Source organism: Prauserella shujinwangii, from assembly GCF_003001955.1.
GTDB classification, from domain to species: domain Bacteria; phylum Actinomycetota; class Actinomycetes; order Mycobacteriales; family Pseudonocardiaceae; genus Qaidamihabitans; species Qaidamihabitans shujinwangii.
This window is the reverse complement of record NZ_PVNH01000002.1, coordinates 386,169-405,774: the sequence shown is the minus strand read 5'-3', so window position 1 is coordinate 405,774 and position 19,606 is coordinate 386,169. Positions and strand designations below refer to the sequence as shown.

Genomic DNA, 19,606 nt, shown 5'->3' with positions numbered 1-19,606 from the left:
CTCGCCGGGCCACCCGGTCAGTGGCCGGGCGGCCCGCCCGCCAGCGACCGCACCCTGGCCAGCCGGCCGAGCCAGCGGGCGGCCGTGTCCGGTCCCGCGGCCACGTCCGCCGCGAGATCGGGCTCCGGCGCCCGCGGCGGCACGGGCAGGTAACCGTCCACGGCGGACAACGAGCCGGTGGTGACATCGCCGGACAGCAGGGAGATCGTGCCCAGTCCGCACGCGAAGTCGAGCGAGGGCAGGGCTCCCGCGAGCGCGAGCCCCGCCGCGAGGCCGACACTGCTCTCGACGGCGGACGACACCACGCACGGCAGGCCCGCCGCCTCGGCGACCGCCAGCGCGCGCCGCACCCCGCCGAGGGGCGCGACCTTCAGCACGGCGACGTCGGCCGCTCCGGCGACCGCGACCCGCAGCGGGTCCTCGGCACGGCGGATCGACTCGTCCGCCGCGATGCGGACGTCCACCTTGCGGCGCACGGCGGCCAGGTCCGCCACCGAGGGACACGGCTGCTCCACGTATTCGAGCCCGCCCGCGGCTCGGTCGAGTTCGGCGATGGCCGTCACCGCCGTGTCGACGTCCCACGCCGCGTTGGCGTCGACCCGGACGGCCCCCGAGGGGCCGAGCGCGTCCCGCACCGCGGCGACCCGCTCGCAGTCGTCCCGCAGCGACGAGCGCGGGTCGGCGACCTTCACCTTGGCGGTGCGGCAGCCCGAGGCCGCGACCATGGCCCGCGCCCGGTCCGGCGGCACCACCGGGACGGTGGTGTTGACCTCCACCCGGTCCCGGACCGGGGCAGGCCAGCCGTGCTCGCTCGCCTCCAGGGCGGCGGCGAGCCACGGGACACACTCGGCGTCGGAGTAGTCGGCGAACGGGCAGAACTCGCCCCAGCCCGCCGCTCCGCGCAGCAGTACACCCTCGCGGACCGTGACCCCCCGGAACCGCGTGCGGAGCGGGAGGGCGTAGACGTGGTGGTCGGTCACTCCGCGATTGTGCCTCCGGCGGGCCTCAACCCGCCGCTCCGGCCAGGTCACGCTCGATCAGGCCGACCGTTCGCAGGATCTCCGGGACGTACTCGGCGGCCACGGTGTCGGGTGCGATCCGGTCGGCGTGCACGGACACGTTGACCGCGGCCACCACCTCCCCGGAGCGGTCCCGGACCGGCGCGGCCGCACCACGCAGCTCGGTCTCCAGCTCGCCGTCCACGAGCGCCCAGCCCTGCTCCCGGATCCGGTACAGCTCGGCCCGCAGCTCCTCGGGGGTGCGCACCGTGCGCTCGGTGCGCGGCTCCAGGCGCAGGTTCGCGACGCGCTTCTCGAGCTCGTCGTCCGGCAGCCCGGCGAGCAGCACGCGGCCCATCGAGGTGGCGTAGGCCGCGAACCGGGTTCCGAGGCTGATCTGGACCGCCGCGAGCCGCGTGCTGGCGACCAGTCCTACGTAGACGATCTCGTCGCCATCGAGCACCGTCAGCGTCGCGGTCTCGTTCAGCCGTCGCGAGAGCTCCCGCAGGTGCGGTCGCGCGATCTCGGGTAGCGACAGGCTGGACAGGTACGCATAGCCGAGCTCGAGCGTCCGCGGGGTGAGCTCGAAGTGCCGCCCGTCGGTGCGCACGTAACCGAGATCGGCCAGGGTCAGCAGCAGCCGCCGCGCCGTGGCGCGGTCGAGCCCGGTCTCCTGCGCGGCCTCGCTGAGGGTGAGCGTGGGCCGTCGGTCGCTGAACGAGCGGATCACCGCCAGCGCCCGGGCCACCGACTGCACGAAATGCGGGCCGAAGGCCTGCCTGCCGTTGGTGGTCGCTTCCGGCATTCCCGTCCTGCCCTCCCCTGGCGACGCGGCACCGCGTGAACCGCACATGCTAGCGGTGCGCCCGTGCCGGATGTGCCGCAGGTTTCGATGCGGTCACTGTCCGGGTACACGCAAGCAGAAGCCTTGTGTGAGAGGAGTGATGAACGTGGCCGACAAGCTCGCTGGTCGCCGGGTCGCCTTCGTGGTCGCGCCGGAGGGAACGGAGCAGGTCGAGCTGACTCGGCCGTGGCAGGCCGTGCAGGAGGCCGGGGGTCAGCCGGAGCTGATTTCCACCAAGCCGGGGAGCATCCAGGCGTTCAACCACCTGGACAAGGGTGACACGTTCACCGTCGACAAGGTGGTCACCGACGCGTCGGTGGACGACTACGACGGGCTCGTGCTGCCCGGCGGTGTGGCCAATCCGGACTTTCTGCGCCAGGACCCCAACGCGGTGCGTTTCGTCGGCGAGTTCTTCTCCAAGCAGAAGCCGGTGGCCGTGATCTGCCACGGTCCGTGGACGCTCATCGAGGCCGACGTGGTGCGGGGGCGCAGGATCACCTCCTTCCCGAGCCTGCAGACGGACCTCCGCAACGCCGGTGCCGAGTGGGTCGACGAGGAGGTCGTGGTGGACAGCGGTCTGGTCTCCAGCCGTAACCCGAACGACCTGCCCGCCTTCTGCGACAAGCTGGTCGAGGAGATCAGCGAGGGCAGGCACGCCAAGCAGGCCGCCAGCGCCTGATCGGAGCCGATCCGGCGCGGCCGGTTCAGCCGAGCGGCCCGGCGTCCGGTGATGCCGTGCGCAGGCCGAGCATCCCGGCCAGCGTCATGGCGTCGCCGGGCGCCTTCACCTTTATGTCGTTGTCGAAGTAGACGAGCACGTCGCGCCGCCGGTGTTCGGCCGGACCCGCGACCGTGTGCTCGGTGCGGGGGCTCTCTCCCGCGTGCCACGCGCTGATCCGCGAGGCCCACGTGTGCAGCGCCGACCGGGTGTACCCGCTCGCGTACAGCTCGATGTCGCCGTGGAGCCGCACGTAGACCAGGTCGGAGGTCACGTCCTCCAGATACGGCCAGGTACCCGCGGTGTCCGCCACGACGAGCGCGACGTCGTGTTCCCGCAGGAGTTCGACGAACTCGGGAACCGCGAAGCTCGGGTGCCGCACTTCCAGAGCGTGCCGCAGCGGCCGGTCCTCGGCCACGTCCAGGTACGCCTCGCATTTCAGCTTCTCGTCGTGCTTGGCCGCGAGCGTGGCCGCGGCCCCGGTGCTGCGCGGCAACAGCCGGAAGAAGTCGCTCAGCCGGCCCGGGTCGTAGGCCAGCCTCGGCGGCAGCTGCCACAGCAGCGGCCCGAGTTTGTGGCCCAGCGCGAGCACCCCGGAGGCGAGGAAGTTCGCCAGCGCCGTCTCGACGTCGCGCAACTGCTTCATGTGCGTGATGAAGCGGCCACCCTTCACCGAGAACAGGAAGTCGTCGGGCGTCTGCTCGAACCAGCGGGCGTAGCGTTCCGGCCGTTGCAGCGAGTAGAAGGATCCGTTGATCTCCACGGTGCCTACGCGCTGGGCAAGGTAGGCCAGCTCCAGGCGATGCGGGAGGCCCTTCGGGTAGAAGGTGCCGCGCCACGGCGGGTACAACCAGCCCGACGTGCCGATCCGGATCTCGCGTGCCACGGGCGGAACACGCCTCCTTCCCCACGGTCAGTCCCACCAGAACTGCCACAGCCGCCTCCCCGTCAATCCTGCGGCGAACTCGCGCATCGTGCCCGGTTGGCCGACGAAGTTGGCGAGGCAGAACGCGCGGTGCTCCGCCGCGACCGCCAGCGACCGTTCCCGGGTCTTGGGTGGTGCGGCGACCGACAGCTCCAGCGTGTCGAACCCGAGCGAGATCAGTACCGCGCCGAACCGGTCCTCCCAGCTGCGCAGCACGGCGGAGACGGCGGCGGGCTGGCCGGTCACGCGCGCCATGCCGTGCCAGCCGAGTACCGCGGGCACGTCGGCGGGCCGTGCCGCCTCCGCCAGAGCGAGCCTGCTCTCACCGTGCGAGGCGATGATCGAGCCGGTGTTGCCCGCCTCCGCGAGCGGATCGGCACGGCCGTTCGACTTCCGCGCCAACCCGGGGAACTCCGCGCCGAACGGGTGCAGGCACGAACCGTCGCAGCACGGCCGCTCCCACCAGCTCGCGAGGACCGCCGCCGGGTCGAACGCGCCCACGGTCTCCGCCGCGGGCGGCAGCCAGCCCCGGTCGTCGATCCAGTCCTCGCCCCGGGCTTCGAAGCGCACGTCGCGATGGACCAGCAACGGCCACATGCCGGTCCGGTCGTGGGCGGCCACGCAGGCGAGGTAGAGCTCGGGACGCGTCAGCGGCTCGTCGGACACCCACAGCCTGCCGTGCCAGCGCCCGGGCGGCAGCGTGAGCTCGGGCGCCGGCTGGTGGGGGTGGAGCGGGACGACGGTCATCGGGGGTACCCCTTTCCGTACGGACCTGGACTGGTGGATTCGAACACTAGTTCGAAGGTCCGACAGTTCGGGGCGCCCGAGAGATCGCCGCGGCGGAATCACCCGGGTGAGTGAGGCAGGGGAGGGAAGTCGCCGCCGCACTACGGCGGCGTGCGCAGGCCGGGCCCGGGACGGCCGGGCGGGCACGCGGTCCGGGGTGCTGGGCTCAGCGGAACGCGTCGGCGTCCACGATCCGGTACGCGTAGCCCTGCTCGGCGAGGAACCGCTGCCGGTGCGCCGCGTACTCCGTGTCCACCGTGTCGCGCGAGACCACGGAGTAGAAGTGCGCCTGCCGCCCGTCGCCCTTCGGGCGCAGCAACCGGCCCAGCCGCTGCGCCTCCTCCTGCCGCGAGCCGAACGTGCCCGACACCTGGATCGCCACGGACGCCTCCGGTAGGTCGATCGAGAAGTTGGCGACCTTGGAGACCACCAGGGTGCTCACCTCGCCCCGGCGGAACGCGTCGAACAGGGCCTCCCGCTCCTTGTTCCGCGTGGAACCCTGGATCACCGGGGCGTCCAGCTCCGCCCCGAGCTCGTCGAGCTGTTCCAGGTAGGCGCCGATGATCAGCGTGGGCTCGCCCGCGTGCTTCTCGACGATCGACTTGATGACCGGGGTCTTGGTCCCGGCCGTGGCGGCGATCCGGTAGCGCTCCTCGGCCTCGGCGGTGGCGTAGGTGATCCGCTCGTTGTCCGTCAGCGTCACCCGCACCTCCACGCACTCGGCCGGCGCGATCCAGCCCTGCGCCTCGATGTCCCGCCATGGCACGTCGTAGCGCTTCGGGCCGATCAACGAGAACACGTCACCCTCGCGGCCGTCCTCGCGCACCAGCGTCGCGGTGAGGCCGAGCCTGCGCCGGGACTGCAGGTCGGCGGTCATCCGGAACACGGGCGCGGGCAGCAGGTGCACCTCGTCGTAGACGACGAGACCCCAGTCCCGCGAGTCGAACAGTTCCAGGTGCTTGTACTCGCCCTTGCTCTTGCGGGTGATGACCTGGTAGGTCGCGATCGTGACCGGGCGGATCTCCTTCTTCTCCCCGGAGTACTCGCCGATCTCGTCCTCGGTCAGCGACGTGCGCGCGACCAGCTCGCGCTTCCACTGCCTGCCCGCGACCGTGTTGGTCACCAGGATCAGCGTGGTGGCCTGCGCCCGGGCCATCGCGGCCGCGCCGACCAGCGTCTTGCCCGCGCCGCAGGGCAGCACGACGACACCGGAGCCGCCCGCCCAGAACGCGTCCGCCGCCTGCCGCTGGTACTCCCGCAGTGCCCAGCCGTCCTCGTGCAGCGACATCGGGTGGGCCTCGCCGTCGACGTAACCGGCCAGGTCCTCGGCCGGCCAGCCGACCTTGAGCAGGGCCTGCTTGAGCCTGCCGCGCTCGGACGGGTGCACCCCCACGGTGTCGTCGTCGATGCGCGCGCCGAGCATCGGGGCGATCTTCTTGCTGCGCAGCACCTCCTCGAGCACCGCGCGATCGGTGGTGGACATGACCAGGCCGTGTGCCGGGTGGTTGTGGATCTGCAGCCTGCCGAACCGGCTCATCGTGTCGACGACGTCGATGAGCAGCGGCTGCGGAACCGGGAACCGCGAGTGGCTGGTGAGCGCGTCGACCACCTGCTCGGCGTCGTGCCCTGCGGCGCGCGCGTTCCACAGCGCCAGCGGGGTCACGCGGTAGGTGTGCACGTGCTCGGGCGCGCGCTCCAGCTCGGCGAACGGCGCGATCGCGATCCGCGCCTCCTCCGCCTGCTCGTGGTCGACCTCGAGCAGCACGGTCTTGTCGGACTGGACGATCAACGGGCCATGGGTCACGCCCTCCTTTATACGTGCCCCGCCCCGGTGGGTTCCCGGACCGGGGCGGGGCCCGGCGTCGTGCCGGGGCACGCCCTCAGGACAGTTGCGGCTTCGGGAGGAGCGACTGCACGTCCAGCCGGTTGCGCAGCAGCCCGGAGCTGTGCATCAGGTCGGCCACCCGCTGTAGCCGGACACCGTTGAGCGAGGTGGGGTACGTGCCGAGCGACACGAGCGAGGCCGTGGTCGGGTCGATGTCGGCGAAGCGGGGCAGCGCCTCGCGGATCACGGTGGGTTCGGCCGCCCGCTGCTGCGCCGCGCTGAGCACGTCGCGGAACACGGCGAGCGTGCGGGGGTTCGCCTCGGCGAACGACGCGTTCGCGGCGTACGCGGACATCGGGAAATCCTGCGTCGCGCCCCGGGCGCAGTCGGCGAGCACGCGGGCTCCGAAGTCCTTCTGGGCCAGCGTGACGTACGGCTCGACCAGCCACGCCGCATCGGCCTCTCCCCGCCGGAGCGCCGCCACCATGTCCGGCATCGGCCACTGCCGGAACTCGATCGACTCCCGCTCGAACCCGGCCGTCTCCAGCACCGAACCGGCGGTCAGGGTGCCCAGCCCGTCGACGCTGTCCACCGCGATCGTGGGGAAGCTGAGGTCGAGCAGCGAGGTGTACCCCGACTCGGGCAGCGCGACCAGCGCCATCGTGTTCCGGCCCGCGGTGTGCGCCTCGCCCTGCAGCTGCATGGCCGTACCCGCCGCGGCCGCCGTGAACAGGGCGACGTCGCTGGCGAACGTGACGTCGAGTTCGCCTGCGGCCAGCTGCTCGATGCCGCGCTCCTCACTGTCCAGGTCCACCAGGTCGACCCGGAGTCCGGCCGCGCGGAACATCCCCCGCTCCACCGCGAGCCGCAGGGGCGTGGTGGCTATGGCGTTGCCCACTCCGACCCGGATCGAATCCTGTTCGGGAGCCGGAGTGGGGTCCCGCGCGTCGGAGGCGAAGAGCGAGCAGGCGCTCACCGTGAGCAGCGCGACGAACAGGGAGAGGAGCCGGGTGGCCGTGCGCGGGGTCGGCGATGTCCACGAAATGCGCGGAATTCCGGGTGTTTCCGGTGTTTTTCGGGTTTTCCGTGGTCTCACTGTCACCACCTCCCCAGGATGCCGACCAGGACGCCGAGGTCTCGCGTTCTCGGTGGAGCTTAGGGCTTCCCCGTCCATATCATCGGAGACGTCCCCGCCCCCGGCGGTGGGCGGCTTTCGATCGGGGTCCGTTGTCGCTAGTCTCCAGTGGTTTCCCGGGGACGGTGCCCCTGACCGCGGTTTGACGAAGTGTGACAAGGAAGCCAGGTGACCCGTCGCAGTGAACGTCCCGGCCGGGATGGCGCGGCGGAGGCGGGACGGACCGGGGGCCGGTGGCGGCTGCGCAACTGGCGGCTCCGGACCAAGTTGCTGGCGATCCTGCTGATTCCCGCGGTCGCCGTCGTCGTGCTGGTCGGTTTGCGTGTCGGAGCGGAACTCGGTCGCGCCGATCGGTTCGCGGAGAGTGCCGAGCGGGTCCGGGTCGACGCCAAGGTCGCCGAGCTCGTCCACCGGCTGCAGCGTGAGCGCGACCTCACGGTGCGTTATGTCGCCGGGGGGCGGCAGGGCGACCTCGCCGAGGTGCGGGAGCAGCGCGGGCGCGTGGACGACGCGATCGGCGCGTTCAGCAGGGAGCTGGTCAGCGCGACGCCACGGCTGTCGGCGGGAGCGCTCGACGCGTTCCGCCGGTCCGAGGACCGGCTCGGCGTACTCACCGGCCTGCGGTACGCGGGTGAGCACTCGCGGTTCCCGTCCGACGCCGTGCTGCGCTCCTACAGCGAGCTGATCTCCGGCCTGCTGGACATCGGCGACCAGGCCGTGTCGAACGTGCCGGACGGAGAGCTCGCGCGCACCCGGTTCGCGGTCAACGCACTCGGGCGGATCAAGGAGCAGATGTCGGTCCGGCGCGCGATCGTGGCGGAGACGCTGGCGCGCGGAAGCCTGCCCGAGGACCGCAAACGCGCGCTCGTCGCCGCGGAGTCGGAGCTCGCCGCGGCGCGTGAGGACTTCGTGAAGTTCGCGTCGCCCGCGCAGCAACGGATGTACGACGACACGGTGATCGGCCTGATCGTCGACATCGGCAACGGGATCGTCGAGTCGGTACTCACCAGCGGGGAGAGCGGCGAGGACCTCGGCGCGCTGGACGCCGAGCGCTGGGACACGGCGGCGACGTACACGGTCAACCTCGCCAACCGCGTGCAGGACGCGCTGCTGGTGCAGCTGCAGCAGCGCGCGGACCGGTTCGCGGCCGACGCCCGCCGCTCGGCGCTCGTCGACGCCGGACTGGTGCTCGGCGTGCTGGTGGTCGCGGCGGTGCTCGCCGTGATCGTCACCCGCTCGCTGCTGCGCCCGTTGCGCATCCTGCGGCACAGCGCGCTGGAGACGGCGGAGCACCGGCTGCCCGCGGCTGTCGACGACATCCTGGCCGATCCGGATCCCGGGCCGGAACGCGTGCAGCGGCACGCCGTCGAACCGGTGCCGGTGTTCACCCGCGAGGAACTCGGTCAGGTCGCGAGGGCGTTCGACGCGGTGCACGGCGAGGCGGTGCGGCTCGCGGGCGACCAGGCCATGCTGCGCGAGAACGTCAACTCGATGTTCGTCAACCTCTCGCGGCGCAGCAAGGACCTGGTCGAGCGGCAGCTCTCCGTGCTGGACCGGATGGAGGCCGACGAGCAGGACCCGGACACGCTCGGCGGTCTGTTCGAACTGGACCACCTGGCCACGCGGATGCGGCGCAACAGCGAGAACCTGCTCGTGCTCGCCGGTCAGGACGCCGGGCCACCCCTACCGGGGCCGGTCTCGGCCGACGAGATCATGGGCGCCGCACTGTCCGAAGTGGAGCACTATCAGCGCATCCGGATCGGGGCGATGCCGAACATCGCCGTGGCCGGGGACGCGGTCGGTGACCTGGTCCACGTGATCTCGGAGCTGTTCGAGAACGCGACCGAGTACTCGGGGCCGGACGCGCCCGTGACGGTGGCCAGCTCGGCGACCGAGCGCGGGGACTGGCGGATCGACATCACCGACCGCGGTGCCGGGATGCCCGCCGCGGAGATCGAGCGGGTCAACGCCCGGCTCGCCGACCCGCCCGAGGTGGACGTGGAGGTGTCCCGCCGGATGGGGCTCTACGTCGTCGCGCGGCTCGCCCAGCGGCACCGGATCCAGGTGCGGCTGCGCACGGCCGAGACCGGTGGCCTCACCGCGACCGTGGTCGTGCCCGTCGGGCTGATCACCGCCGCCGGCCCGCCGCCCGTTCCACCCCCACCGCCCCCGCCGCAGCAGCGGACGGCGCCCGAACCGGCCCCGCAGTGGGACACGCGGTCGACGCCGCTGGAGTCGATCAGCGAGCATGGCCCGCCGCGGCGCGCGCCGGTGGAGTGGGAGGAACCCCCCGAGTGGCCGACCGAGGAGGACACGCGGGCGTCCGCGCTCGACGACGACACCCCCACCGAGCGGCTGCCCGCCTATCAGGAGGTGCTGTCGCAGTGGTTCCAGGCGGTGGTCGAGGAGGACCGGCCCGCACGGCACGCCGCGGAGTCGACCGGGCCGATCGAGGCCGTGCCCGCCGAGCACGTCGCCTGGCCGACGGAGGACGACGAGCGGCCCCCGATCGTGAGCCGCTCGCCGGAGGCGGTGCGGTCCCGGATGAGCAGCCTGCAGGACGCGGTACGGCGGGGCAGGCACGAGCGGCTGGACTGAACCGAAAGGCCGGACCGGGGAAAGGAAGGTATGCCGGGGCAGTCCGCGGACGAGGCAGGCACACCAGCGCCACGGCCGCTGCTCGCCAGAGCCGATCTGCTGGTGGCCGCGGCCGGGCTGGCGTCCGGAGCCTTCGGGGCGGTGGCCTACTAGTCCACCCCGCTGAGGTCGCTCGCGCACGCGTTCGTCGTCTGGGTGGCGCTGGCCGTCGTGGTCGCGCTGCGGCAGCCGCTCCGCAGGGCGGTCGTGCGGACGGTCATCGCGTTCGCGACCACGGTGCTCGCCTTCTTCGTCGGCAAGGACGTGGTGTACGGCATCGAGTATCCCGGCATGCCGTACGGGGTGGATCCCTTCTCGCTCGGGACGTGGCTGGTGCTCGCGCTGATGGCGGGCGCCGCCCTGGGTCCGGTGTTCCGGCTGGTGGGGCGGGCGACTGGTGGGGCGGGCGCGCGACGGCCGCGGTGGTGGGCCTGCTGGTGGGTGACGTCGTCCGCCGCAACGGGTTCGATCCCGGCCGGGAGCCGGTGCTGCTGACCGCCACCGTGCTCGCCGTGGTGCTCGTGCTGTGGCTCGGCGCGCGGTCGCCGCGACGGCTCGGCGGGGTGGTGCTGCTCGCCGTGCCGTTCTCGACGCTCGGCTTCGCCGCCACCTCCGCCCCCGACCTGCTGGAGCGGATGCTCCTGCCGCTCGGGTTCTGATCGGCGCGGCCGCACGCGAGAGGGGGAGCGAGGGAGCTTTACTACCGCCAGGCGGTAGTAAAGCTCCCTCGCTCCCCCGGGAGGCGTGGGTCAGGCGAGGGTGGAGGGCTCGGTGGTGTCCGCCGGTTCCCCGGTGGGCGCCTGCTCGGGCGCGTCGCCGCCGCCGTGCAACAGCCGGGCCACCTCGCCCCGCAGCGACACGAAGTTCTTCGACTCGCGGGTGGTGATCTGGTCCCGCTCCGGGGGCAGGTCCACCGGCAGGTCGGCGACGATCCGCGCGGGCGACTTGGACAGCACCAGGACCCGGTCACCCAGGTACACGCTCTCGTCGATGTCGTGGGTGACCAGCAGGATCGTGCTGCCGTGCGCCACCTGCACGCTGCGCAGCAGGTCCTCCAGCTCGAACCGGGTCTGCGCGTCCACCGACGCGAACGGTTCGTCCATCAGCAGCAGGGCGGGCCGCCGGGCCAGCGCCCGCGCGATCGACACCCGCTGCTGCATACCGCCGGAGAGCTGCCACGGGTACTTCCCGCCCACGCCGGGCAGGTTGACCCACGACAGCGCCTCCTCGGCCCGCTCCCGCCGCTCGGCCCGGCTCAGGTTCCGCTTCCAGCGCAGCGGGAACTCCACGTTCTGCCGCACGGTGAGCCAGGGGAACAGCGAGCGGCTGTAGTCCTGGAACACCACGGCCAGGTCCTCGGGCACGCCCGTGACCCGGTCACCGTGCAGGGTCACCTCGCCGCCGGTCGGCTCGATCAGGCCCGAGATGCACCGCAGCAGCGTGGACTTGCCGCAGCCCGAAGGGCCCACGATGCAGGCGAGTTCGCCGGTCTCCACGACGAACGTCAGGTCGTTGACCGCGACGTGCGCGTTCTCGCCGCTGCCGTACCGGTGGCTGAGTCCGGTCACGTTCAGCATGGTCGACATGTCAGGCTCCCGAGGTCTTTGCGGTCGTGGCCCCACTGGTCTGCTGCCAGCCGAGCATCCGTCTCTCGACGGCCAGTAGCAAGGCGTTGAGGCCGTATCCGAGCGCACCGAGCAGCACGATCCACGACCACATCGCGGGGAAGTCGAACCGCTGCTGCGAGAAGATGAGCTCGAAGCCGATCCCGTCGGTGACGCCGACCATCTCGGACACCACCATGAGGATCAGCGCGATCGACAGGCTCAGCCGCAGGCCGGCGAAGATCTTCGGCAGCGCCGCGGGCAGCACCACCAGCGTGATCCAGTACCGCTGCGGGGTCCGGAACGAGCGGGCGGTGTCGCGTTGCGTCGCGTTCACCGACCGCACCCCGTCCACCGTGTTCAGCAGGATCGGCCACACCGAGCCGAAGACGATCGTGGTCAGCTTCATGGTGGTGCCGATGCTGAGCAGCACCAGGAAGACGGGGATCAGCGTGGGCGGCGGGATGGCACGCATGAAGGCGAACAGGGGGCCGACGTAGTCCATGCCGGTCCGCGACCGCCCCAGCGCCGTGCCGAGCCCCACCCCGAGGACGACCGCGATGCTCCAGCCGCCGAGCACCCGGCCCAGGCTGGGCAGGATGTCGACGTAGACGTCGTCGGTGAGGAACAGCCTGCTGACCGGACCGGAGAACCACAGCTCGCCGATCTTCTGCAGGATCGTGGTCGGCGGGGGGAAGAACGGGTCGTTCGCCAGCCGGGTCGCCAGTTCCCAGAGCACCACCAGCCCGAGGAACAGCGACCACCGGCGCAGGAAGCCAAGGACAGTGCTCACATCGCCTCCGGTGTTGTGCGGGACACCCGCGCCCGGTCGGCGATCGTGATCGGGGCTTCGCGATTGTCGCTCACATCGCCTCCGCCGTGCTCACGGTGTGCCAGCGGAACATTCGCCTGCCCAGCCGTTCGAGGCCCTCGTTGATCAGATACCCGAGCAGCCCGGCGACGATCGTGCCCGCCAGCACGAGATCCATCCGGCCCGCCCCCGAGGTCGCCTCCAGGATGAACTGCCCGATCCCGCTCGCCGCACCGGCGATGAACTCGACGCTGACCACCACGATCAGGCCGATCGCCGCGGACATCCGGATTCCGGTGAACACGAACGGCGCCGCGTGCGGCAGGGCGACCGAGGCCAGGATCCGGGCCCGGCTCACCCCGCACGACCGCGCGGTGTCGATGAGCAGGGGGTCGATCTCGTCGAAGGCGTAGATCGCGTTGTAGAGGATCGGCCAGACCGCGGCGTAGGTGGCCAGGGCGATCTTCGACTCCGGGCCTCCGCCGACCACCAGGATCACCAGCGGGATCAGCGCCACGGAGGGGATCGGCCGGAGGAACTCGACGACCGCCCTGGTCGCCACCCGCAGCCCCGGCAGGCTGCCGAGAAGCAGTCCGCTCGGCACCGCGATGACGATCGCGAGACCGAGCGCGATCGCCCACGCCAGCACGCTCGCGATGACGTCACGCAGGAACGACTCGTTGCCGAGCAGCCCGAACGTCTGCTCCAGCACGACGGACGCGGGCGGCAGGTCTTCCTGGCGGACCAGGCCGAGCCTGGCCACCCCCTCCCAGAGCACGAGGAAGGCGGCCAGGCCGACGAGGTTTCTGACTACCGGTCGCACGGGGGTCAGGCCGCCTCCGACTTCGCGATCATGCCGCCGGCGTCGATCTTCTTCGGGATGATGCCGAACTCGACCATCAGGTCCACGACGCGCTGGAGCCGGGTGGCCTCCAGGGTGGTGTGGAACTGCGGCAGCGTCACCAGCTTGGCCGTCGACTGCTCGATGTGGGCGTAGTCGATGAGCAGCGGCTCGATCACGCTCCGGTCCTGCGCCTCCTCGGTGGCCCGCTGCATCGCGCGCTGGAACGCGGCGATCGTCTTCGGGTTCTCCTGGGCGAACTTCGCCAGCGAACCGTATCCGGCGAGCGGGAAGTCCTTGGTCGGACCGGTCGCGACGTCGACGAGCGGAACGGTGCCCTGCTCCTTGGCGGAGTTGGTCAGGAACGGCTCGATCAGCAGGCCGGCGTCGATGTCGCCCCTGGCGAGGGCGGGCGCGATGTCCGGGAACGAGATCGGCGTCCACTTCACCGACTTGTGGTCCACGTCGTTGGTCTTCATGACCGACTTGACGAGCGCGTCCGAGATCGTGTTGAGCGCGGAGACGCCGATCTGCTTCCCGGCGAGATCCTTGACGTCCTTCACCCCGGAATCGGGCATTGTGACAAGAACCACACTGTTCGGCGCGGTCGAGACCGCGTCGGCGACGAACCTGATGTCCGCGACTCCCTGGCTCTGCGCCACGAAGAACGGCACGTAGCTGGAGAAGGCGATCTCGGCGTCCCCGCCGATCAGCTTGGAGAGCGCGGCCTGGCCGCTCGCGGCCTGGTCGATCTTGACCTCGAGGCCCTCCTCCTTGAAGTACCCGTTCTTGACCGCCAGGTGCAGCGGTGCGACGTCGATGGCGGGCAGGGTCGCGACCGTGATGTTGCTCTTCTCGAGCGGGCCGTCCCCGCCCTCCGATTCCGAGTCGCCGCCGCCGAGCAGGCCGCACCCGCTGACTGAGGCGAGGACCGCGAAGGTCGCGATGACGGAGGCCAGCCGAGCCCGTCTGCGTGGGCGGCCGACCCTGGTGATGCCGTGTCGAAGCACTGCCACTCCTGGTTCACGTGGTGTTACGGATGGTCTGATTGGGTGCCGCGGAGCGAGCGCGATGGCGCCGGCTCAGCGAGCCACGGTCACTCTAGAGATCCGGCACGATCATCACAATGCGTACTGGAGCCAGACCAGTCAGTACGCCAAACCACCCGAATGAGTGGCACTAAGTGTGATGAAGTTTACTCACAGTTCAATCTAGGGCGGTAAAACCAGGAGAACCGGACGCGACCCGTGGCTGTGTTGGGTGGTATCTAACCTGCAAGGGTTACATCTGGCGGCCAGGTTCGCTACCTTCTGTATCTCCCGCGCAGTGCAAGCCACCGATGAGTGACGAGAGAGTGACTGAATGGCGGAGTGGGCCTCTACCATGCCGATGTCTCCGGACATCTACCGGGGTGGCTCGGACCAATCCGCAGCGTGGTACCGCTCTGGGTTGACCTGCGCGGCCCTACAACGCAATGCTTCGGTCGCGTGTCGTCCGCTGGAGTGACGAAGGGCGTCCTGACAGGCACGGAGCGTGCTGAGTACTCCCGGCGGCGGTGCCGGGTTCGTGACTGGCTCGGAGAACGATGGTGGTAGAGCGGTGCCGACGACAGAGACCGCGGCGGTAGACGGTCCTCCCGCGTCCCCTCAGGGTGCGCGCGGTGAGGAAACAGCATCCACGGGCTCGCGGTGGAAGCTGAGCAACTGGCCCCTCCGCACCAAGCTCGCCGCCGTCCTGATCATCCCCTTGGTCACGGCGCTCGCCTTCGGCGGCCTGCGTGCGATCAGCGAGGTGAACAGGGCGGACGAGCTTCACCGTACCGTCGATCAGGTCGATGTGGCCGCCCATGTGACAAATGTGATCCAGGCGTTGCAGGCCGAGCGGACGCTCGCCGTCGCCCGGATCGCGGGCGGCGTGGGAGACGGGCGCGACCTCGACGCGCAGATCGCCGAGACCGACGCGGCCGTCCGCGACCTGCGAGCGGCGGCCGACCAGCTCGACCTCCCCACCCTGGAGGCCGCGGAGCGGTACGACCGCGGCCTCGACCGGCTGGAGGCACTCGAGCCGCTGCGCGCCGCGATCACCAACAGCGCCTACCCCGACCTCTTCGCGTTCAACACCTACACCTCGGTGCTCGAGGCGCTCGTGCAGCTCGGCCGCGAGGTGACCACCACGGCCTCCGACCGCGAGCTGCTCCGCCTCGGTACCACGCTGCAGGCGCTCAGCGAGGTCAAGGAGTTCGTCACCAGGGAGAACGCCGCCCTGCAGATCGCGGCGGGCCGCAACGAGTTCCCCGCCGACCTGCTGGAGCGGACCCAGGCCGCACAGGCCAGCTCACGCGCCTCGCTCGACATCTTCATGGCCAACGCCACGACGGCGCAGCAGCAGCTCTACACGGACACGGTCACCGGCGCGGACGTGGACCGCAGGGAGCGCCTGAAGACGGAGGCGTTCGTCCGCGCGGCCGAGGGCAACGACCTGGCCATCGACGTGCAGCGGCTCACCATCGACGGCGCGTCCACCTCGGAGAAGCTGCGCGCCGTGGAGAGCGCGCTGCTCGACGACCTCCGCGCGCAGGCCGCCGCGCTGGCCTCCGACGCCACCAGGGCGGCGTGGGTCTTCTTCGGGCTCATGCTGGCCGCGCTGGTCGCGGCGCTGGCGCTGATGCTGGTCATCGCGCGAGCGCTGATCAAGCCGCTGCGCACCCTCCGGACGAGCGCGCTGGAGACCGCGTACGTCCGGCTGCCGGAGACCGTGCGGCGGATCCTCGCCGACCCGAACCCGATCGAGGCGTCCCAGGGCGCGATCGCTCCGGTGCCCGTGCACAGCCGGGAGGAGATCGGCGAAGTCGCGCGGTCGTTCGACGTCGTGCACGAGCGGGCGATCCGGATGGCGGCCGAGCAGGCGCTGTTGCGCGAGAACGTCAACGGCATCTTCGTCAACCTCTCCCGCCGCAGCCAGCGGCTGGTGGAACGCCAGCTCGCCGTGATCGACCGGCTGGAGGCCGAGGAGCAGGACCCGGACCAGCTGGCCAGCCTCTTCGAGCTCGACCACCTCTCCACGCGGCTGCGCCGCAACGGCGAGAGCCTGCTGGTGCTCTCGGGTGCCGGGCTGTCGAAGTCGGTGCCCAAGCCGGTGCCCGCAGCGGACGTCATCGGCGCCGCCGTCTCGGAGATCGAGCAGTACGCCAGGGTCGAGGTCGGCTCGGTGCCGGACGTCGCGGTGCGCGGCCCCGCCGTGCACGACCTGGTGCACCTGCTCGCCGAGCTGTTCGACAACGCGACGTACTTCTCCGAGCCGGAGACGAAGATCAGTGTCCGCGCCGTCGTCACCCGCAGGCACGCGCTGGCCATCCAGATCACCGACCGCGGCGTCGGCATGACCGAGGAACAGCTCGCCGAGGCCAACGAGCGGCTTGCCGACCCGCCCGACCTGGACGTGTCGGTGACCCGGCGGATGGGGCTGTACGTGGTGGCGCGGCTGGCCCAGCGGCACGGCATCGAGGTCCGCCTGCGCGAGAACGAGGACATCGAGGGCGGTGTCATCGCCAGGGTCGTGGTGCCGACCGAGCTGCTGACCAGCGTGACCCCGGGTGGACTCGCCCCGCCGCCGTCGCCGGAGGAGCTCTCGCACCCGTCGCTGCCGTCCCTGCCCCCGGCGACCGGCCAGACGGCGCAGGTGCCACCCGCCCAGCGCAAGCCGCTGGAGCCGAAGGAAAGCTCCCGGCCGCCCGCACCGGTTCCCAGCAACCGGCCCGCCGAGCCCGTGCCGGCCAAGGCGCAGTCCAACGGCGAACTCAAGCCCCTCGACCAGCCGATCAGCCTGGACGACCTGGTCGCGGGCGGTTCGTGGGCCGCGGGACCGTTCTTCAGCGACGACCCGGAGCCGGAACCGCCCGAGCTCGCCACGGCGCCGCAGGCGTCGATCGGGGCCGGTGCGGATGGCGGGCCCGCCGAACCCCAGTGGCCGGTCGAGTCGCCCGACGGCGACCGGGCGGATCAGTCTCCCGATCTCGAACACACACTGGCCCTGCCGAAGCGGCAGCCGCGCTACGTGCCGGTCACCCCTGACCGGCAGCAGGCGCCGGAACCCGCGGGCGGCGACGGCAGCGCGCTCGAGGACGACGTGCCGACCCGGCGACTGCCCATCTACCAGTCCGTACTGTCGCGCTGGTTCAGCGAGGAGAACGAGCTGGAGCCGGTGGACACCGAACCGGAGCAGTCGGCGATGGACGAACCGCGCGAGCAGGCACCCGAGGACGAGGTCGAGGGCTGGCGCAGTGTTTCCGACAGCGGCTGGGAGGCGGCGCACGCCCTGCTGGAGCCCAAGGGGGAGGAACTGACCCCGGCCGGTCTGCCCAAGCGCGTCCCCAACGCATACTTGGTGCCGGGATCAGTCAACCGGAGCGACGGCGACGCCTTCCGGGACACCACGGTCGGTGCGCCCGGTCAGGGCGCCATCGCCAGGTCGGCGGAGGCCGCGCGCAACCGGATGGCGAGTTTCCAGCGTGGCTATCAGAGCGGTCGCCACGCTCTCAGGGAGACGCCGGCGGAGAACGAGAGCCACGGCGGTTCGGCGAGGCCGGACGTGCCCGGCGATCGGGCCGCCGACTCTGCTTACAACGGGGCGAAGGAGTAAGAGTTGACACGGGCGGGTTCAGCGCAGCCGGATGGGTCGCAGTCGAAGGGCTCCGCCGCGCAGAAGGGCAACTTCGCGTGGCTCATCACGGATTTCGTGCACCGTGTGCCGGGGGCGGCGCACGCCGTCGTGGTCTCGGCCGACGGTCTGCTGCTCGCGTCGTCCCGGGGACTGCCCAAGGACCGGGCCGACCAGCTCGCGGCGGTCGCGTCGGGCCTGACCAGCCTCGCGCGGGGCGCCGCGCAGGTTTTCGAGGGCGGCACCGTCGCGCAGACCGTGGTCGAGATGGCGAACGGCTTCCTCTTCCTGATGTCCGTCTCGGACGGTTCCTGTCTCGCCGTGCTCGGTGCACCGGACAGTGACATCGGCCTGGTCGTGTACGAGATGACGCTGCTGGTCGACCGCGTCGGCCAGCAGATGACCCCTGAGCTCCGCGCCCAGCTGCAGGGCTCGGCGCGCCGCTAGGAAAGCACTGAGGAGACTGCCGTGGATTCCGGGCGCTCACGAGGTGATCGTCGATTCGGTGAAGACCGCAGGGGCAGGCGCGATCCACTGGACCGCGACCGCCGCACCTGGGGCGAGCTCTCCGCCGAACCCGCGGCGGAGACGCCCGACTGGCTGCACACGGACGCCGGGACGCCGGGGCCCTCCGACTTCAGCGTCTCCGACTACCGGCAGCGCTTGCTCGGCGGACCCGGCGCCGAGCTCTACGGCATGGGTGGCGGGGGCATGACCGGCCGCGGCCCCGACGAGGCGGCGTTCTCGGCGTTCGCCGAGCGCTCGCTCGACAGCGGCCCGCCCTCCCAGCCGGTGCAGGACTACCTGCCCTCGCCACTGCCGAGGCAGGCCGACGCCGAACCGGAAAGCCCGGCGGAGACGTCCGGGCTCGTACGGCCCTACTTCCGGACGAAGGGCCGTACGAAACCGACCTACGACCTCGCCATCGAGGCGCTCGTGTCCACCAGCGAGCGGGGCAGGCGGCTGGAGAAGGTGCGTGTGCCCGAGCACCGCTCGATCTGCGGCCTGTGCCTGGACACCCGGTCGGTGGCCGAGGTGGCGGCCCTGCTGCGGCTCCCGCTCGGGGTCGTGCGGGTTCTCGTCGGTGACGTTGCCGGACTCGGGCTGGTGCTCGTGCACACCGCGGGCTCCACGGTGGGAGACCGGCCCAGTATCGAATTCATGGAAAGGGTTCTCAGTGGGCTTCGGAGAATTTGACTCCGACGCGACAACGTCGGCAGCGGCGGGTCCGACCTCCTCGGCCAAGATCGTGGTCGCGGGTGGTTTCGGGGTGGGCAAGACGACGCTGGTCGGTGCCGTGTCCGAGATCGCTCCGCTCACCACGGAGGCTGCCATGACCGAGGCCAGCGTCTCGGTCGACGACATCTCGGCCACCCCGAACAAGATGACGACGACGGTCGCCATGGACTTCGGCCGGATCACCCTCGATTCGGACCTGGTCCTCTATGTCTTCGGCACGCCGGGGCAGCACCGCTTCTGGTTCATGTGGGACGACCTCGCGCTCGGCGCGATCGGCGCCGTCGTCCTCGTGGACACCCGCAGGCTGGCCGACGCGTTCCCCTCGATCGATTTCTTCGAGAATCGCAAGCTGCCGTACATCGTCGCGATCAACTGCTTCGACCGGCTGCTGCACCACCAGATCGAGGACGTGCGGCACGCGCTGACGATCTCGTCGTCGGTGCCGATCATGGCGTGCGACGCGCGGGACCGTGAGTCGGCGAAGCAGGTCCTCATCTCGGTCGTGCAGCACGCGATCGAGCGGGACACCGCACTGCAGGCCGGGTGATCGGTGCCGCCGTTGGGGTGAACTCCGCACCGGGTGCGGG

At 71.2% G+C, this 19,606-nt stretch carries 19 protein-coding genes; 9 read left to right on the top strand and 10 right to left on the bottom strand.

Annotation, left to right across the window (positions count from 1 at the left end; translation table 11 throughout):
* Window positions 1-17: 17 nt before the first annotated feature.
* Window positions 18-980: an o-succinylbenzoate synthase gene (locus B0I33_RS05260; protein WP_106177385.1), complete on the bottom strand. Its 963-nt coding sequence runs from the start codon at window positions 978-980 to the stop codon at window positions 18-20.
* Between the two features lie 25 nt (window positions 981-1,005).
* Window positions 1,006-1,803, bottom strand: a complete 798-nt coding sequence (locus B0I33_RS05255) for an IclR family transcriptional regulator domain-containing protein (protein ID WP_106177384.1) — start codon at window positions 1,801-1,803, stop codon at window positions 1,006-1,008.
* A gap of 139 nt (window positions 1,804-1,942) precedes the next feature.
* Between B0I33_RS05255 and B0I33_RS05250 the strand changes: the two genes are divergently transcribed.
* Entirely contained in the window at window positions 1,943-2,521 is a 579-nt protein-coding gene (locus tag B0I33_RS05250) for a type 1 glutamine amidotransferase domain-containing protein (RefSeq protein ID WP_106177383.1), read from the top strand.
* Window positions 2,522-2,546: 25 nt separating this feature from the next.
* On the opposite strand, the gene B0I33_RS05245 is transcribed toward B0I33_RS05250, so the two are convergent.
* The 4 genes from B0I33_RS05245 to B0I33_RS05230 all read right to left on the bottom strand — a co-directional run bounded on the left by B0I33_RS05245 (window position 2,547) and on the right by B0I33_RS05230 (window position 7,072).
* Complete coding sequence (locus B0I33_RS05245) at window positions 2,547-3,446, bottom strand: DUF72 domain-containing protein (RefSeq protein ID WP_245900452.1); 900 nt, start codon at window positions 3,444-3,446, stop codon at window positions 2,547-2,549.
* A 27-nt stretch (window positions 3,447-3,473) separates the two neighbouring features.
* Entirely contained in the window at window positions 3,474-4,232 is a 759-nt protein-coding gene (locus B0I33_RS05240; protein WP_106177382.1) for a DUF4253 domain-containing protein, read from the bottom strand.
* Window positions 4,233-4,437: 205 nt separating this feature from the next.
* Window positions 4,438-6,075, bottom strand: a complete 1,638-nt coding sequence (locus B0I33_RS05235; RefSeq protein ID WP_106177381.1) for a DNA repair helicase XPB — start codon at window positions 6,073-6,075, stop codon at window positions 4,438-4,440.
* Between the two features lie 76 nt (window positions 6,076-6,151).
* The gene (locus B0I33_RS05230) at window positions 6,152-7,072 is read right to left on the bottom strand and encodes an ABC transporter substrate-binding protein (protein ID WP_245900451.1); all 921 of its coding nucleotides are present in this window, start codon (window positions 7,070-7,072) and stop codon (window positions 6,152-6,154) included.
* Window positions 7,073-7,399: 327 nt separating this feature from the next.
* Here B0I33_RS05230 and B0I33_RS05225 point away from each other — a divergent pair, with 327 nt between their 5' ends.
* From B0I33_RS05225 to B0I33_RS29615, 4 genes are read left to right on the top strand one after another with little or no spacing between them, the layout of a single operon-like run.
* On the top strand, window positions 7,400-9,829 hold the full coding sequence (locus B0I33_RS05225) for a sensor histidine kinase (protein WP_106177379.1): 2,430 nt from the start codon (window positions 7,400-7,402) through the stop codon (window positions 9,827-9,829).
* A gap of 30 nt (window positions 9,830-9,859) precedes the next feature.
* Window positions 9,860-9,982, top strand: a complete 123-nt coding sequence (locus tag B0I33_RS30665; RefSeq protein WP_281259342.1) for a hypothetical protein — start codon at window positions 9,860-9,862, stop codon at window positions 9,980-9,982.
* 42 nt (window positions 9,983-10,024) lie between these two features.
* Window positions 10,025-10,363, top strand: a complete 339-nt coding sequence (locus B0I33_RS05220) for a hypothetical protein (protein WP_106177378.1) — start codon at window positions 10,025-10,027, stop codon at window positions 10,361-10,363.
* A complete protein-coding gene (locus B0I33_RS29615; RefSeq protein WP_181193182.1) occupies window positions 10,354-10,527 on the top strand; it encodes a hypothetical protein in 174 nt (57 codons plus the stop codon). The genes B0I33_RS05220 and B0I33_RS29615 overlap by 10 nt, the downstream gene beginning before the upstream one ends.
* Window positions 10,528-10,617: 90 nt before the next feature.
* On the opposite strand, the gene B0I33_RS05215 is transcribed toward B0I33_RS29615, so the two are convergent.
* From B0I33_RS05215 to B0I33_RS05200, 4 genes are all read right to left on the bottom strand, one after another.
* Window positions 10,618-11,454 (bottom strand): ABC transporter ATP-binding protein, encoded by an 837-nt coding sequence (locus B0I33_RS05215; protein WP_106177377.1) that lies wholly within the window; start codon window positions 11,452-11,454, stop codon window positions 10,618-10,620.
* A gap of 1 nt (window position 11,455) precedes the next feature.
* Window positions 11,456-12,265, bottom strand: coding sequence for an ABC transporter permease (locus tag B0I33_RS05210; protein ID WP_106177376.1), 810 nt, complete (start codon window positions 12,263-12,265; stop codon window positions 11,456-11,458).
* A gap of 70 nt (window positions 12,266-12,335) precedes the next feature.
* On the bottom strand, window positions 12,336-13,106 hold the full coding sequence (locus B0I33_RS05205; protein WP_106177375.1) for an ABC transporter permease: 771 nt from the start codon (window positions 13,104-13,106) through the stop codon (window positions 12,336-12,338).
* 5 nt (window positions 13,107-13,111) lie between these two features.
* Window positions 13,112-14,134 (bottom strand): ABC transporter substrate-binding protein, encoded by a 1,023-nt coding sequence (locus B0I33_RS05200; protein WP_106177374.1) that lies wholly within the window; start codon window positions 14,132-14,134, stop codon window positions 13,112-13,114.
* Between the two features lie 589 nt (window positions 14,135-14,723).
* Here B0I33_RS05200 and B0I33_RS05195 point away from each other — a divergent pair.
* The 4 genes from B0I33_RS05195 to B0I33_RS05180 are packed head-to-tail and all read left to right on the top strand — an operon-like array spanning window position 14,724 to window position 19,566.
* Complete coding sequence (locus B0I33_RS05195) at window positions 14,724-17,762, top strand: nitrate- and nitrite sensing domain-containing protein (RefSeq protein WP_106177373.1); 3,039 nt, start codon at window positions 14,724-14,726, stop codon at window positions 17,760-17,762.
* Between the two features lie 3 nt (window positions 17,763-17,765).
* Window positions 17,766-18,227, top strand: a complete 462-nt coding sequence (locus B0I33_RS05190; RefSeq protein WP_106177372.1) for a roadblock/LC7 domain-containing protein — start codon at window positions 17,766-17,768, stop codon at window positions 18,225-18,227.
* 21 nt (window positions 18,228-18,248) lie between these two features.
* Entirely contained in the window at window positions 18,249-18,977 is a 729-nt protein-coding gene (locus B0I33_RS05185; protein WP_106177371.1) for a DUF742 domain-containing protein, read from the top strand.
* Window positions 18,958-19,566: a GTP-binding protein gene (locus B0I33_RS05180; protein WP_106177370.1), complete on the top strand. Its 609-nt coding sequence runs from the start codon at window positions 18,958-18,960 to the stop codon at window positions 19,564-19,566. Before B0I33_RS05185 ends, B0I33_RS05180 begins: the two co-directional genes overlap by 20 nt.
* Window positions 19,567-19,606: the final 40 nt, after the last annotated feature.